The following is a 13,637-nucleotide window of genomic DNA, read 5'->3' as shown; positions in this document are numbered from 1 at the left end:
GGGGAAGGGCGAGGGGAGGCTCCGCTCCGCGCACCCCCACCGCCATCACGCCCCGGTGGATCGGGAAGCCGGCGATGGCGCTCATCACCGCCTTCGAGGCCGTATAGACCGGCACCGAACCGGGCAGGGCGGCGAGCGCATCGGAGAGGGGCGCCACCCGCTCATGGCTCAGCAGCAGCGATTCGGGCGCGAACCGCGCGGCCCCCGAGAGCAGCACCCGCAGGGTCACCTCCCCCTCGACGATGAACCGGCCCTCGCGCCCGACGAGGTCGCGCTCGCGCATGGCGGCATAGGCGGCGATGCGCGGATCGGCGGGGTCGTCGATGGGGATGGGTGTCACCGGTGGCCGCATCCTGTGCCCTGGCGGACGATGCGCGCTACGCGCTCGCGGGACGTCCGCCCATGCGGATGGCGAGCGGGTCCGCCTCTTCCCTGGTGGGCACCTTCACCAGAGCCTCGCCGTCGAGCACGACCTCGCCGGCGACGGAGCAGGTGCATTTGAGCCGGGCGCGGCGGCGCTCGGGGACGAGTTCCGCCACTTCGACGGTGACCTGAACCGTATCGCCGATGCGGACCGGAGCGCGAAAGTTCAGGGTCTGGCTGATGTAGATGGCGCCGGGGCCGGGCAGGCGGGTGCCGAGCACCGCCGAGATCAGGCCGGCGGTGTAGAGGCCGTGGGCGATACGGGTGCCGAAGGGCGTGCGCGCCGCGAAATGCTCGGAGAGGTGGATCGGGTTGCGGTCGCCGGTGATCTCGGCGAAGCCCACCACGTCGGAGGAGGAGATCTCCTTGTTCAAGGTTTCGGACAGGCCGACTTCGAGATCCTCGAAATACAGCACGCGCAGCTCTGGCATCATCGGTCGGTCTCCCCCGCCTCACGTCGTTGTCACGGGCATGATCCCGCGTCTGACGTGTCGCGTCGCACAAGCGGTGCTGCAAATCCAGCGCAAGGACATCGAAAAATCGGCGCTCGACAGGTGTGTCGTACCCAGTCCAAGAGGCGAAGACCTGCCCGCGAGCCAACCCTGAAAACCGATGACCGACGCATCCGCCCCGGCGATTCCCATCTCCCTGCGTCCCGTCGTCCTCCGGGTGGCGGGGCTGAACCTCGCCTATTTCGGCGTCGAGATCGCGGTGGCCGTGGCGATCGGCTCCCTCGCCCTCATCGCCGACAGCCTCGACTTCCTGGAGGACGCGGCCCTCAACCTGCTGATCTTCGCCGGGATCGGCTGGAGCCTGCGCAACCGCGCCCGCCTTGGCATGGTCCTGGCCGGCATCCTGCTGCTGCCCGCCCTCGCCACCGCCTACGCCGCCTGGGAGAAGGTGGCGGACATGGCCCCCCCCGCGCCATTGCCGCTGACGCTCGCCGGCCTCGGGGCGCTCGCCGTCAACCTCACCTGCGCCGTGATGCTGGCCCGCCACCGGGACGGGGGAGGAAGCCTGACGCGGGCGGCCTATCTCTCCGCCCGTAACGACGCCTATGCCAATCTCGCCATCATCGGCGCCGGCCTCGTCACGGCGTTGACGCTCTCGCCCTGGCCCGATCTCGTGGCGGCGGCCGGCATCGCCGTGCTCAACGCCGATTCGGCGATGGACATCCTCAAGGCCGCCCGCGCCGAGTGGCGCGCGGCCCATCCAGCGGCCTGAGAGGTCTCCCTTGCGCCTGTTCCCGATCTCCGACCTGCATCTCGAGCGCCGCCGTCCGGAAACGATCGCCCGGCCGGACGCGCCGTTCGACGTCCTGGTCTGCCCGGGCGATCTCTACGAGGGTCGACCGGAGGCCGGCCTCGCGGCGCTTCGCGGGATCGCGCAGGGACGACCCATCGTGCTGGTGCCGGGCAACCACGAGCATTATGCGCCGACCGGCGATTCACGCACCGCGCCCGCGCTGATCGCCGCCCTCGAGGCGGAGGTGGCGCGGATCAACGACGAGGGGGAGGGCGCTCCGGTACACCTCCTCAACCACGGGGCATGCGTCGTCCTCGACGGCGTGCGCTTCGTCGGCACCACCCTGTGGAGCGACTGGGCTCTCGCCGGCCGCTGGCTCGACGAGACCGTGCCCGACCGCCCGGCCGATCCCGTCGCCTATGCCGCCGCGCGGATGACCCACCCGGTGACGGGCTCGCGCGAGTTCCGTGGCTCGATCCGCAAGGGAGATGGGAGCGTCTGGTCGCCGGCCGACGCCATGGCGGCGCATCTGGCGCAGAAGGCCGAACTCGCCGCCGCCCTCGCCGTGCCGCATCCTGGCCCCACCGTGGTCGTCACCCACCATCCGGCGAGCCCGCTGGCGGCCGACGCGTTCCGGGCCATCCCCGGCGTGCCCTGGTGGGTGCCGGCCTTCTACGCCACCACCGCCCTCGACGACCTGCCCGAGGCGAGCCGCCCCGACCTCTGGGTCTCCGGCCATTTCCATGCCGGCCACGACCTGCGCATCGGCCGCACCCGCTGGATCGCAAACCCGGTGGAGGGCGGGACGTATTCGGCCGAGCGGTTCGTGGAGGTGGGGTGAGGGGCGGGCGCGGCCGGCATCGGCTCTCGGATCGTCTTTCGAGAGCGCGCGTCCCGCGAAACCTCCTCCCCCCGCCCTACGTAGGGACGGGCAGGGGCGCCGCCCCGCGCCAGGATCGGAGTCGCCCATGAACACCTTCATCGCCGTCGTGCTCGTCTGCGCCAACGCGATTCCGATCGAATCCTGCTCCGACGACAGGGCGAGCGAGGTGCGCAAGGTCCGCGTCTCGAACGAACTCGGCTGCACCAACGGCTGGCAGGAGATCATCTCCCGCACCGACCTCGGCGAGGAGATCGGCAAGACCGCCTACCTCAAGACCGAGTGCCGCCGGGTGAAGGAGGCGCAGTGACCCCTATTTGTCGTACTTGATGTAGGCGAAGCGCGCGTCGGTGGGCGTGCCCTCGAGGCCCTGGCCCTCCGTGCCCGGTTGCCAGCCCACCACCTCCTCGATCTTCTTGGCCAGGGCGAAGTCCTTGTCGGTGATGCCCTTGGCGGCGTGGTTCATCAGCCGCACCTCGACCCAGGCATAGGAGGCGGTGAGGTCCGGGTGGTGCCAGGCGGCTTCCGCGAGGTGGCCCACCGTGTTGATGACCATGAGGGTGCTCTTCCAGCCCGCCGTCTTGTAGGTCCGCCGGATCCAGCCGTCCTCGTAGGTCCAGGCCGGCAATTCGGCGGCCAGACGCTCCGAGATGGTGGTGTCGTCGAGGGCGTCTTCGCGCGATCCGGCCATGGCTGCACGTCCTTTGAATGAGTGGTGGTGGTCGAGGAACTCTGCGACGCGCCGCGTGTCCGGGCAAGGCCGGCGGCAAAGATCTCCGGAACCGCGAATGCCGTGGTCGCCTGCGACGTGGTGGCCCTGCCCCCTCCGGCAGCCGATCGGATCTGTGGACGCCGGGGAGGCGAGACCCTATGAAGAAAGAACAATAGTTCGTCGGTCCCGGATGCCGGGGCCGGATACGGGCCGGTTCCAGGGAGACGACGTTCATGCTGTCACGGCGCGGAGTGCTCGCGACGGCTGCGCTGTGGCCTCTGGCCGGGTCGGTGACGGCCGCGGCCGCGGCCGCGGCCGCCGCTCCCGCAATCCGTGTCGGAAGCCTGCCCTTCGGCACCGTGGCCTGGGAGGCGGCGGTGATCAAGGCGCGCGGGCTCGATGCCGCCAACGGTTTCACCCTCGACGTTGTCAAGCTCGCCGGCAACGATGCCGCCCGCATCGCCTTCCTCGGCGGACAGGTCGACACCATCGTCGGCGACCTGCTCTGGGCCGGGCGCCTCGGCAACGAGGGCAGGGCGATGCGCTTCATCCCTTATTCCACCACCGAGGGCTCGCTGATGGTGCCGGCGGGCAGCGCCATCGCCGGCCTCAAGGATCTCGTCGGCAAGCGGCTCGGGGTGGCCGGCGGACCGCTGGACAAGAACTGGCTCCTGCTCAAGGCCCAGGCCAAGGACGCCGCCGGCATCGATCTCGAATCGCAGGCTCAGGTCGCCTACGGCGCGCCGCCGCTCCTGGCGCTCAAGCTCGAACAGGGCGAGCTCGACGCGGCCCTGCTCTACTGGACCTATTGTGCCCGTCTCGAGCCGAAGGGCTTTACCCGCCTCATCGGGTCGGACGACATCATGCGCGCGTTCGGTGCCACCGGATCCATCGCGCTCATCGGCTACCTGTTCGAGGGCGCCACCGTATCGGACAAGGCCGAGGCCATCGCCGGCTTCGCCCGCGCCGCTCGCACCGCCAAGGAGATGCTGGCCAACGATCCCACCACCTGGGACGTGGTGCGGCCGCTGATGTCGGCGGAGGACGAGCCGACCTTTGCGGCGCTCAAGCGTGATTTTCTCGCCGGCATCCCGCGCCGGCCGCTCGCCACAGAGCGCGCGGATGGCGAGCGCCTGTTCGGCGTGCTGGCCAGGCTCGGCGGCGAGCGGCTGGTGGGGGCGGGCAAGACCCTGCCCGCCGGCCTGTATTTCGACGGGGCAGGAAACGGTTGAGCCGCGTCACGCCCTCCCCCGCGGTACGCTGAATCGTGGCCCGGCCCGGCGCGAACGCCATGGGAGTGGCGACTCGGGGAGTGGCGACTCGTCTCGTCTCCGTGCTGGTGCTGCTCGCGGCCTGGCAAGTGGCGGCGTCGCTGGCGGGATCGCGGCTTCTGCCCGCGCCCCTCGCCATCCTCGATTTCATCGTGAAGGAATCCGCCACCGGCGACCTCTGGCGCAACGTCGGCATCACGTTGACGCGGGTGGGCGTCTCCTTCTTCTTCGCCATGGGGCTCGGGGTGCTGCTCGGCATCGCGCTCGGCCGCTGGAAGGCGCTCAACCTCGTCCTCGATACGCCGCTCCTCATCCTCCTCAACACGCCCGCCCTGGTGATCACGGTGCTGGCCTACATCTGGGTCGGCCTCAACGAGAGCGCGGCGGTGCTGGCGGTGGTGCTCAACAAGTTGCCCAACGTGGCGGTGATCGTACGTGAGGGGGCGCGCGGCCTCGATCCGGGGCTCGAGGAGATGGCGCGGAGCTACCGTTTCGACCGCCGCACCTGGATCGCCCACGTCCTGGTGCCTCAGCTCCAGCCTTTCGTGGTGGCCGCCGCCCGCTCCGGCCTGTCCCTCGCCTGGAAGATCGTGCTGGTGATCGAGCTGCTCGGGCGTCCGAACGGGGTGGGTTTCGCCATCAACTTCTACTTCGTCCAGAGCCTGAACGTGGCGGCCATCATCGGTTACAGCGTCGTCTTCATGAGCGTGATGATCGCCATCGACATCCTCATCCTCCAGCGCCTCGAAGCCCATGTCCGACGCTGGCGCTGAGAGGGCGGACGCGCTCTCCGTCTCCATCCGCAGCAAGGTCTACGGAGCCGGCGGCCCGGAGCCGGTGGAGGCGGTGCGCGATCTCTCCTTCGTCGTCCGCCGGTCGGAGATCGCCTGCCTCATCGGCCCCTCGGGCTCCGGCAAGACCACGACCCTGCGCATCCTGCTCGGACTCGACGACGCCTATGACGGCGCGGTGACCCCGGACCCGCGCGAGGCCGGAATCGCCATGGTCTTCCAGGAGCCGCGCCTCCTCCCCTGGCGCAGTGTCGAGCAAAATGTCCGCCTCGGCCTGCCCCGTGCCGAGCGGGGGCGCGATCTCGACGCCCTGTTCGAGTCCCTCGGGCTGACGCCATGGCGCGGCCGCTATCCGGGAAAGCTCTCCCTTGGGATGGCGCGCCGCGTGGCGCTCGCCCGTGCCCTGGCCCTCCGTCCCCGCATCCTGGTGCTCGACGAGCCCTTCGTGTCCCTCGACGACAGGGCCGCGGCGTCCCTGCGGGAGATCGTGGTGGCGACCGTGGCGCGCGAGGGAATGAGCGTGCTCATGGTCACGCACAACGTGGCGGAGGCCATCGAGATCGCGGACCGGCTCCTGCTCGTCTCGGCGCGCCCGGCGAGCCTGCTCGCTGCCGTCGCCCTCGACCGGCCCCGAAGCGAGCGCGATAGGGCTTGGGCGGAAGCGATGCGGGAGGACCTCGCGAATCGTTTTCCGGGCGTCATCGCCGCCTGAATGCGCTTTCCCGGTGGCAGGGGAAGCGCACGATATCGCCGACGCGACATTATGCACATGTGTTCGGCGTTTAGGCCGCTCTCGGTGGCGTCTACGCAGTCATGCGGCGAGACAACGCAGCGCTCGATCGAATGGCGCCCAACCGATCCCGAGACATGCACGGCCAGCGCAGGATTTGCCGGTGAGTATTGCATGATAATTCATGTCGATGGAGTTTGAGTTTGGCCTCGTATCGAACGAAGTGACCGTTTTATCGAACAATCTTCGTCAGTTCAGGGGATGACTGGCATACCAAGCGACCTGCATGCGTGTGACGCATAAGAAGCGCCCGAGTCTTTTAAATGCTTTTGTCTTGAGGTTTCTCGATTTTGCAGCGCAACATTTTAGGGTGCGCTCGCTCAGATCACGGTCAACGAAGACGTTCGTTCACCAGGTCTTGATGCCGCCTGAGGTCAAGCTTGCTCAATCGAGTTGACGCCGCCGCGATTTTTCTTAGAGTTCATTCAAGCTTCGGTTCGAAGGGGCGCCGCAAAGGGGTAGCGGCGACCGGGAGAGCAAGTGGTGGTTTGGGCGAAAATCTCGCGGAAACAACCGCTTAGGAAACTCTATCGAAGTGAACTATCCCTGTCGCAAATAACAGGTCGCACAAGTGGGGGCAGGTTTCGCTGCTCTCCAGGCGTGTCAAAGACTTGTCGGAGGAATGCATGAGAGCGGTCCATCTTCTCGCACTCGGCGCTGGTCTGGTGGCTTCGGCCCCCGCCTTCGCCAATGACGACGTCCTGAAGCGCTCGGCCGATCCGGCCCAGCAGGTTCTGCAGACGGTCGATTACGCCAACACGCGCTATTCGAAGCTCGACCAGATCAACGCCGGCAACGTGAAGCAGCTGCAGGTGGCCTGGACGTTCTCGACGGGCGTCCTGCGCGGCCACGAGGGTTCGCCTCTCGTCGTCGGCAACATGATGTACGTCCACACCCCCTTCCCGAACATCGTCTACGCCCTCGACCTCGACAAGGACGGCGTGATCGTCTGGAAGTACGAGCCCAAGCAGGACCCGAGCGTCATCCCGGTGATGTGCTGTGACACGGTCAACCGTGGCCTGGCCTATGCCGACGGCGCCATCATCCTGCACCAGGCCGACACCACCGTCGTCTCGCTCGACGCGAAGTCCGGCAAGGTGAACTGGTCCGTCGTCAACGGCGACCCCAAGAAGGGTGAGACCAACACCGCCACCGTTCTTCCCGTGAAGGACAAGATCATCGTCGGCATCTCCGGCGGCGAGTTCGGCGTGCAGTGCCACGTCACTGCCTACGACGCTAAGTCGGGCAAGAAGGTGTGGCGCGGTTACTCCGTCGGCACCGACGAGCAGATGATCATGGACGGCGAGAAGACCACGTCGCTCGGCAAGCCGGTCGGCAAGGATTCCTCGCTGAAGACCTGGGAAGGCGATCAGTGGAAAACGGGCGGCGGCTGCACCTGGGGCTGGTTCTCCTACGACCCCAAGCTCGACCTGATGTATTACGGCTCGGGCAACCCCTCGACCTGGAACCCCAAGCAGCGTCCGGGCGACAACAAGTGGTCGATGACCATCTGGGCGCGTAACCCCGACACGGGTGCGACCAAGTGGGTCTATCAGATGACCCCGCACGACGAGTGGGACTACGACGGCATCAACGAGATGATCCTCACGGATCAGAAGGTCGACGGCAAGGATCGTCCGCTCCTCACCCACTTCGACCGTAACGGCTTCGGCTACACCCTCGATCGCGCCACCGGCGAGCTCCTGGTCGCCGAGAAGTTCGATCCGGTGGTGAACTGGGCCTCCAAGGTCGACATGGACAAGGGCTCGAAGACCTACGGTCGTCCGCTCGTCCAGGCCAAGTACTCGACCGAGCAGAACGGTGAAGATACCAACTCCAAGGGTATCTGCCCCGCGGCCCTCGGCACCAAGGACCAGCAGCCTGCTGCGTTCTCGCCGAAGACCAACCTGTTCTACGTGCCCACCAACCACGTCTGCATGGACTACGAGCCGTTCCGGGTGTCCTACACCCCCGGTCAGCCCTACGTCGGTGCGACCCTGGCCATGTACCCGGCCCCCAACAGCCACGGCGGCATGGGTAACTTCATCGCCTGGGACGGCGTCGCTGGTAAGATCAAGTGGTCGAACCAGGAGCAGTTCTCGGTGTGGTCGGGCGCCCTCGCCACCGCTGGCGACATCGTGTTCTACGGTACCCTCGAGGGTTACCTGAAGGCCGTTGACTCCAAGACCGGCAAGGAACTCTACAAGTTCAAGACCCCGTCGGGCATCATCGGCAACGTGATGACCTATCAGCACAAGGGCAAGCAGTTCGTCGGCATCCTGTCGGGTGTCGGTGGCTGGGCTGGCATCGGCCTCGCGGCCGGTCTGACCGACCCGAATGCCGGTCTCGGCGCGGTGGGTGGCTATGCCGCTCTCTCGAACTACACCAACCTCGGTGGTCAGCTGACCGTCTTCGCGCTCCCGAACTAATCGGTCGCACGAAGCCTGAGACGATAGGGTGCCGGCGCGGGTTTCCGCGCCGGCACCTTTATGATTAGATCGTTATTAAGAACACTTCGAACGTCGACCGAACGGGTCGACGGTTGCTCCTGGGAGAAACGTCGTTGCAGTACCAAAGCAAAGCCGCCATCCGTCCGCTCGTGGCCGCCCTCGTTTTCGCATTCGCCTCCGCCGGTGCCGTTCAGGCCCAGGACGCCAAGCCCGCCGATCCCGCCGTGGCGAACCAGCTCGATCCCAATGCTCCTGAGAAGGACGCCAAGCTGATCGACAAGTATCAGGCGGTGAAGGTCGAAGACGGCAAGTATTTCGATAAGGACGGCGCCCCGACCTACCACATCACCAACGACGGCAAGAAGTTCGACTGGTACGCCTATTCCGGCTACCGCCGCTATCACGCCGAGTGCCACGTGTGTCACGGTCCCGACGCCATGGGTTCGACCTACGCACCCGCCCTCAAGGATTCGCTCAAGCGCCTGTCCTACGAGGAGTTCGTCGGCATCATCGCCGGTGGCAAGCAGGACATCAGCTCGAGCGGCACCAACGTGATGCCCGCCTTCGGCGATAACAAGAACGTGATGTGCTACGCCGACGACCTCTACACTTACCTGAAGGCCCGCGCCTCCGGTGCGATGCCGCGCGTGCGTCCGACCGACAAGGAAGACAAGCCGGAGGCCGCCAAGAAGGCCGAGAAGGAGTGCCTGGGCGGCTAATGGCTCGCTTTGGCTCCTTCACAACGACGGTTTGCGCGCTCCTGCTGATCTCGGCAGGGGTGCGCCCCGCATCTGCGCAGTCGCTTCCCGATCTCGTCACCACCGATGTCCTGCGCGTCTGCGGAGACCCCGGCAACATGCCGTTCTCCCAGCGCAAGGAGGACGGGTTCGAGAACAAGATCGCGGCAATCCTCGCCGACGAACTCAAGGTCAAGCTCCGCTATTACTGGCTGACGCAGGGGCCTGGATTCGTCCGCAATACGCTGGGCACCGGCCTGTGCGACCTGATCATCGGTTCGGCCGCCGGTGGAGAACTCGTCCAGCACACCAACCCTTATTATCGCTCCAGCTACGCCCTGGTCACCCGCGACGGTGATCTCGAGGGCGTGACGAAGCTCGACGACCCGAAGCTCAAGGGTAAGGCCATCGGCGTCATCGGTGGCACGCCGCCCGTGAACCGGATGGGCGAGGTCGGCCTCATCGCGTCGATGAAGGCCTACGCACCCTACCAGCTCGATCCCTCGCGCAAGTACCAGACCGTCTCCGCCGAGGTCATCGGTGATCTCGCCGAGAAGAAGATCGACGCGGCGATCCTGTGGGGGCCGGCCGCGGGTTGGCTCGCCAAGCAGAGCGGTGTCGCCATGAAGGTCGTACCGCTACTGCAAGAGCCGGATCGTCCCGCTCTCACCTTCCGCATCGCCATGGGCGTGCGGATGGAGGAGAACGACTGGAAGCGCAGCCTCAACACGATCCTGCGCAAACGCCGGGCCGATATCGAGAAAGTCCTGCGCGACTACGATGTCCCGTTGCTGGAGGACGAAGGCAACAAGCTGCTCGAGCCGGCCGCGCCCTGAGATCGGGCCGGGGCCGGTCGTCACGATCGGTGGAGTTTGCTAAGAGCCTCCGAGATCGAGGGGAAGGGTGGCGATGGAGCGATGGCGGATCGGCCTTACGGTCGCAGCTCTTGTCGCCATCGGCGGGGTGGGGATCGTGGCGGCCGATCGCGCCCAGATCGGCCGCGTCGCTCCGGATCTCGTCGCCGAGACCGAGCGCGCCGACCGCGTCCTCGTGGAGAAGTCGGCCCGGCGCCTGACCCTGTTCCGAGAAGGGCGAGTCCTCGCGACCTATCCCATCTCCCTCGGCTTCTCTCCCATCGGCCACAAGCAGCGGGAAGGTGACGGGCGCACGCCGGAGGGGTTCTATTCCATCGCCTATCGCAACCCCCTCAGCGTTGCCCATCTGTCCCTGAAAGTGTCCTATCCGAACGAGGCCGATACGAAAGCCGCCCGTGACGGCGGCTACGAGCCGGGCGGCGACATCATGATCCACGGGATCATGAACGGCTTGTCCTGGCTCGGCCGGCTGCACCGGCTCAAGGACTGGACCAGCGGATGCGTCGGCGTCGCCAATGACGAGATGGCCGCCATCTACGCGCGGGTGGATGTGGGGACGCCCGTCGAACTGCGGCCCTGAGCGGCCGGATTTCAGTCCCGCACGATGCCGGCGGTGTCGAGCTTCGACAGGGCCTGGCTCACGGTCTCCGGCCCGATGACGAGATTCGGGGCGATCTCGGCGAGCGGAATCAGGACGAAGGCGCGTTCCCGTACGAAACGATGCGGCAGGACGAGACGCTCGTCCGAGATCGCCGCCCCTTCATACGAGAGCACATCGATATCGATGACGCGCGGTCCCCAGCGCCGCTCCCGCACCCGACCCATGGCGGTCTCGATGGCGAGGCCTGTCTCCAGCAGGTCGTGCGGGGTCAGGTCGGTCTCGACGGCGATGGCCGCGTTGAGGAACCAGTCCTGGTCCGTATCGCCCCAGGGAGGCGTGCGGTAGTCGCTGGAGCGTGCCGTGAGCCGGATGCCCGGGCTGGCTTCGAGCCGTCGGATTGCCTCGGCGATGGTCGCGGCCTTGTCACCGATATTGCTACCGAGACCGAGATAGGCGGTACTCATCGTGCCAGTCCCGCGCGGCTGCGCAAGATCGAGATGGCGACGCCGTCGATCACCGCCGGGACCGGCGCGCTCGGCTTGTCGACGCGCACGACGATGCTGTCTACGCCCTCGAATCGCTCGAGGATCTCGGCAGCGATGGCCTCGGCCAGAGCTTCGATGAGGGCGAAGCGCCGGGTGGTGGCGATGCGCACGACGATCTCGGTGAGATCGGCATAGCTCACGGTCTTCGCCATGTCGTCCGACAGGCCCGCCGGCCGCAGGTCGATCCGGCAGTCGAGGGAGATGTAGAAGCGTTGGCCGATCCGCGCTTCCTCTTCGAGGAGGCCGTGATAGGCGAAGACGGCGATGCGTTCGACGAGGATGCGGTCGGTCATGAGGCTGTCCGCATCACGGCGTCGACCACGCGGAGGGCGTCGACATGGGGAGCCACGTCGTGGACGCGGACGATGTCGGCCCCCAGCGTGGCGGCGAGGACATGGCTCGACAGCGAGCCGATCAGGCGGTCCACCGGCTTCGTCTCGGCATCGTGCAGGCGCCCGAGCATCGATTTGCGCGAGACGCCGACGAGGACGGGAAAGCCCAGCGCCTTGAGTTCGGGCAGGCGCCTCAGGGCTTCGAGATGCTGGGCCCAGCTCTTCCCGAAACCGATCCCCGGATCGAGCACGATGTCCGCGTCCGGGATGCCGGCGCGGCGGGCGATGTCGAGGGAGCGCTCGAAGAAGCGCAACATGTCGGCCACGATGTCGATGGCGGGATCGATGGTCTCGCGATTGTGCATGACCATGACCGGCGCACCATGGGCTGCGGCCACGCGGGCGATGTCGGGCTCGCGCTGCAGGCCCCAGACATCGTTGACGATGCGCGCGCCGGCAGCCAGCGCCGCATCGGCGGTGGACGCCTTGTAGGTGTCCACCGAGATGGGGACGGCAAGGCGCGGGGCGAGATCCCGGATGACGGGAAGGATGCGTGCTTGCTCCTCCTCCGCCGAGACGGGCGTATGACCCGGGCGCGTCGATTCCCCGCCGATGTCGACCAGGGCCGCTCCTTCCGCCACGAGGGCATCGGCCTGGGAGCGCGCCGCTTCCACATTCTCGAAACGCCCCCCGTCCGAGAAGGAATCCGGGGTGACGTTGAGGATGCCCATGACGAGCACGCGCTCTCCGAGACCGGGCAGGAGGGCTTTCAGGATCGGAGGAGAAGACGTCACGGGGGCTCTTCGACGAGGGATCGATCTCTATGCTGTAGACTAGGACGATGCCATTCTTCCACCTCATCCTGAGGCGCCGAAGCAAAGCGAAGGCCTCGAAGGAGGCCTCCAACTCGCGCCGCGAGCATTGGGGGCTCCTTCGAGGCCGCTTCGTAGCGCCTCGGGATGAGGTGGATGAATGGGATCACCGTATCTAGGGTGGATCCCGCCGATCACACCCCGCCGCGATAGCAGCGGATTTCGGCTTCGGCCTGGGCTCGGCGCAGATCCGCGACCTTGTCGTCGAATACCTTCGTCGAGCGGAACTCGTTCGAACGTGCGCCGATGCCCTGGCGCATGGACAGGACGGTGCTCGCCTGGACGTATTTATCATAGGTGAGGATCGACGCGAGGGCGTCGATGGAGCAGGAGCAGCGCGAGAGCGATTCCCGCGACTGCCCGTTGGCCGCCATGCAGCCGAACACGTAATCCGCCCGCGCCTCGGTGGGGTAGTCGTTCTCGCTGTCGGCCGCCTGGACGGGAGCGCCGGCGAGGCCGAGCATGAGGGCGAGAAGGCCGCCTTTAACCAGCGTTCGGATCATAGGTCAGGTTCTCCTGGAGAAGTTCGCCGCCATCCGCCGTCTTCGACTGCGCCTCGATGGAGAGCAGTTCGCCGGGCACGGCGGGCGACGTCACGAAGGTGTATTTCAGGTTCTCGAGGCCGCGCATGCGGTCCTTCATCTTGTCGTCGAGGAAGGGCTGCACTTCCACGCGCCAGGCATCCACTGTCTGTCCCTTCACGGTGGCGGTCGTCGCGGTCACGGTCGCGTTGTCGCGCAGGGCCTTGCGGATGCCGTTCTTGATGTAGCGCGGGTTGGCCGAGAGCACCTTGGCGAGGTCGATGAGGTGATGCTCGAGGAAGAGCGTCATCACCGGGTTGCCGGGCATGTCGTTGAACGGGCCGGCGGGGAATCGGTTCGCGCCCGAGAACATCTGCACGCGGATCGTCCGGTTCTCCGGCGCCCCGCCAGGCTCGATGTTGAGCTTGATCTGGTCGTCCATGGTCGGGCCGAACGGACCCTTGGAGATGCCGCTGCGCCGGAGATACGCGTAGGTGAGGGTCGAGCCCGGCGCCACGTTCTTCATCTGCGGCTCTTCAAACAGCAGGTCCGAGGCATTGGGCGGGGTGGCGGTGTTGGCCTTGGTCACGGC

General features: G+C 66.8%; 17 protein-coding genes and 1 pseudogene. 10 read left to right on the top strand and 8 right to left on the bottom strand.

The window, feature by feature from the left end; all coding sequences use genetic code 11:
* Nucleotides 1–283 (bottom strand): annotated as a pseudogene (locus tag FV220_RS20550) (RNA methyltransferase); the annotation flags it as partial.
* Between the two features lie 94 nt (nucleotides 284–377).
* A complete protein-coding gene (croR, locus tag FV220_RS20545) occupies nucleotides 378–857 on the bottom strand; it encodes a 3-hydroxybutyryl-CoA dehydratase (protein WP_018043624.1) in 480 nt (159 codons plus the stop codon).
* A 178-nt stretch (nucleotides 858–1,035) separates the two neighbouring features.
* Between croR and FV220_RS20540 the strand changes: the two genes are divergently transcribed.
* From FV220_RS20540 to FV220_RS20530, 3 genes are all read left to right on the top strand, one after another.
* A complete protein-coding gene (locus tag FV220_RS20540) occupies nucleotides 1,036–1,647 on the top strand; it encodes a cation transporter (RefSeq protein ID WP_018043623.1) in 612 nt (203 codons plus the stop codon).
* Nucleotides 1,648–1,657: 10 nt separating this feature from the next.
* Entirely contained in the window at nucleotides 1,658–2,509 is an 852-nt protein-coding gene (locus tag FV220_RS20535; protein ID WP_147833046.1) for a metallophosphoesterase, read from the top strand.
* Between the two features lie 127 nt (nucleotides 2,510–2,636).
* Nucleotides 2,637–2,858 (top strand): hypothetical protein, encoded by a 222-nt coding sequence (locus tag FV220_RS20530; protein ID WP_018043621.1) that lies wholly within the window; start codon nucleotides 2,637–2,639, stop codon nucleotides 2,856–2,858.
* 3 nt (nucleotides 2,859–2,861) lie between these two features.
* Here the strand turns inward: FV220_RS20530 and FV220_RS20525 are convergent, their stop codons facing one another.
* On the bottom strand, nucleotides 2,862–3,239 hold the full coding sequence (locus FV220_RS20525; RefSeq protein WP_147833045.1) for a 4a-hydroxytetrahydrobiopterin dehydratase: 378 nt from the start codon (nucleotides 3,237–3,239) through the stop codon (nucleotides 2,862–2,864).
* A gap of 254 nt (nucleotides 3,240–3,493) precedes the next feature.
* Here FV220_RS20525 and FV220_RS20520 point away from each other — a divergent pair, with 254 nt between their 5' ends.
* The 7 genes from FV220_RS20520 (at nucleotide 3,494) to FV220_RS20490 (ending at nucleotide 10,754) form a co-directional block, all read left to right on the top strand.
* Entirely contained in the window at nucleotides 3,494–4,492 is a 999-nt protein-coding gene (locus tag FV220_RS20520) for an ABC transporter substrate-binding protein (protein ID WP_147833044.1), read from the top strand.
* Nucleotides 4,493–4,551: 59 nt separating this feature from the next.
* Nucleotides 4,552–5,304, top strand: a complete 753-nt coding sequence (locus tag FV220_RS20515) for an ABC transporter permease subunit (protein WP_147833043.1) — start codon at nucleotides 4,552–4,554, stop codon at nucleotides 5,302–5,304.
* The gene (locus tag FV220_RS20510; protein ID WP_056164388.1) at nucleotides 5,285–6,034 is read left to right on the top strand and encodes an ABC transporter ATP-binding protein; all 750 of its coding nucleotides are present in this window, start codon (nucleotides 5,285–5,287) and stop codon (nucleotides 6,032–6,034) included. The genes FV220_RS20515 and FV220_RS20510 overlap by 20 nt, the downstream gene beginning before the upstream one ends.
* Before the next feature lie 704 nt (nucleotides 6,035–6,738).
* The gene (gene xoxF1, locus FV220_RS20505; RefSeq protein ID WP_147833042.1) at nucleotides 6,739–8,541 is read left to right on the top strand and encodes a lanthanide-dependent methanol dehydrogenase XoxF1; all 1,803 of its coding nucleotides are present in this window, start codon (nucleotides 6,739–6,741) and stop codon (nucleotides 8,539–8,541) included.
* Nucleotides 8,542–8,675: 134 nt separating this feature from the next.
* Complete coding sequence (locus FV220_RS20500; RefSeq protein WP_018043615.1) at nucleotides 8,676–9,281, top strand: c-type cytochrome, methanol metabolism-related; 606 nt, start codon at nucleotides 8,676–8,678, stop codon at nucleotides 9,279–9,281.
* Nucleotides 9,281–10,135, top strand: coding sequence for a rare earth element methanol dehydrogenase accessory protein XoxJ (xoxJ, locus tag FV220_RS20495; protein ID WP_018043614.1), 855 nt, complete (start codon nucleotides 9,281–9,283; stop codon nucleotides 10,133–10,135). Before FV220_RS20500 ends, xoxJ begins: the two co-directional genes overlap by 1 nt.
* Nucleotides 10,136–10,208: 73 nt before the next feature.
* On the top strand, nucleotides 10,209–10,754 hold the full coding sequence (locus tag FV220_RS20490; protein ID WP_147833047.1) for a L,D-transpeptidase family protein: 546 nt from the start codon (nucleotides 10,209–10,211) through the stop codon (nucleotides 10,752–10,754).
* 11 nt (nucleotides 10,755–10,765) lie between these two features.
* On the opposite strand, the gene folK is transcribed toward FV220_RS20490, so the two are convergent.
* The 5 genes from folK to FV220_RS20465 all read right to left on the bottom strand — a co-directional run.
* Nucleotides 10,766–11,239, bottom strand: a complete 474-nt coding sequence (folK, locus tag FV220_RS20485) for a 2-amino-4-hydroxy-6-hydroxymethyldihydropteridine diphosphokinase (protein WP_147833041.1) — start codon at nucleotides 11,237–11,239, stop codon at nucleotides 10,766–10,768.
* Complete coding sequence (folB, locus tag FV220_RS20480; RefSeq protein ID WP_056149555.1) at nucleotides 11,236–11,613, bottom strand: dihydroneopterin aldolase; 378 nt, start codon at nucleotides 11,611–11,613, stop codon at nucleotides 11,236–11,238. The genes folK and folB overlap by 4 nt, the downstream gene beginning before the upstream one ends.
* The gene (folP, locus tag FV220_RS20475; protein ID WP_147833040.1) at nucleotides 11,610–12,446 is read right to left on the bottom strand and encodes a dihydropteroate synthase; all 837 of its coding nucleotides are present in this window, start codon (nucleotides 12,444–12,446) and stop codon (nucleotides 11,610–11,612) included. Before folP ends, folB begins: the two co-directional genes overlap by 4 nt.
* Before the next feature lie 212 nt (nucleotides 12,447–12,658).
* Nucleotides 12,659–13,027, bottom strand: a complete 369-nt coding sequence (locus FV220_RS20470; RefSeq protein ID WP_056149551.1) for a hypothetical protein — start codon at nucleotides 13,025–13,027, stop codon at nucleotides 12,659–12,661.
* On the bottom strand, nucleotides 13,008–13,637 hold a 630-nt coding region (locus tag FV220_RS20465; RefSeq protein WP_147833039.1), incomplete at its 5' end, for a hypothetical protein. The genes FV220_RS20470 and FV220_RS20465, both read right to left, overlap by 20 nt.

Source organism: Methylobacterium sp. WL19 (assembly GCF_008040005.1).
GTDB lineage: Bacteria > Pseudomonadota > Alphaproteobacteria > Rhizobiales > Beijerinckiaceae > Methylobacterium > Methylobacterium bullatum.
The sequence above is the reverse complement of the archived record's forward strand: the minus strand, read 5'-3'. Positions and strand labels throughout refer to the sequence as shown.

What these genes read in the sequence shown, in the direction of transcription:
- croR (WP_018043624.1), bottom strand. Translation starts at nt 857, where the DNA reads ATGATGCCAGAGCTGCGCGTGCTGTATTTCGAGGATCTCGAAGTCGGC.
- FV220_RS20540 (WP_018043623.1), top strand. Translation starts at nt 1,036, where the DNA reads ATGACCGACGCATCCGCCCCGGCGATTCCCATCTCCCTGCGTCCCGTC.
- FV220_RS20530 (WP_018043621.1), top strand. Translation starts at nt 2,637, where the DNA reads ATGAACACCTTCATCGCCGTCGTGCTCGTCTGCGCCAACGCGATTCCG.
- FV220_RS20525 (WP_147833045.1), bottom strand. Translation starts at nt 3,239, where the DNA reads ATGGCCGGATCGCGCGAAGACGCCCTCGACGACACCACCATCTCGGAG.
- FV220_RS20520 (WP_147833044.1), top strand. Translation starts at nt 3,494, where the DNA reads ATGCTGTCACGGCGCGGAGTGCTCGCGACGGCTGCGCTGTGGCCTCTG.
- FV220_RS20515 (WP_147833043.1), top strand. Translation starts at nt 4,552, where the DNA reads ATGGGAGTGGCGACTCGGGGAGTGGCGACTCGTCTCGTCTCCGTGCTG.
- FV220_RS20510 (WP_056164388.1), top strand. Translation starts at nt 5,285, where the DNA reads ATGTCCGACGCTGGCGCTGAGAGGGCGGACGCGCTCTCCGTCTCCATC.
- xoxF1 (WP_147833042.1), top strand. Translation starts at nt 6,739, where the DNA reads ATGAGAGCGGTCCATCTTCTCGCACTCGGCGCTGGTCTGGTGGCTTCG.
- xoxJ (WP_018043614.1), top strand. Translation starts at nt 9,281, where the DNA reads ATGGCTCGCTTTGGCTCCTTCACAACGACGGTTTGCGCGCTCCTGCTG.
- FV220_RS20490 (WP_147833047.1), top strand. Translation starts at nt 10,209, where the DNA reads ATGGAGCGATGGCGGATCGGCCTTACGGTCGCAGCTCTTGTCGCCATC.
- folK (WP_147833041.1), bottom strand. Translation starts at nt 11,239, where the DNA reads ATGAGTACCGCCTATCTCGGTCTCGGTAGCAATATCGGTGACAAGGCC.
- folB (WP_056149555.1), bottom strand. Translation starts at nt 11,613, where the DNA reads ATGACCGACCGCATCCTCGTCGAACGCATCGCCGTCTTCGCCTATCAC.
- FV220_RS20470 (WP_056149551.1), bottom strand. Translation starts at nt 13,027, where the DNA reads ATGATCCGAACGCTGGTTAAAGGCGGCCTTCTCGCCCTCATGCTCGGC.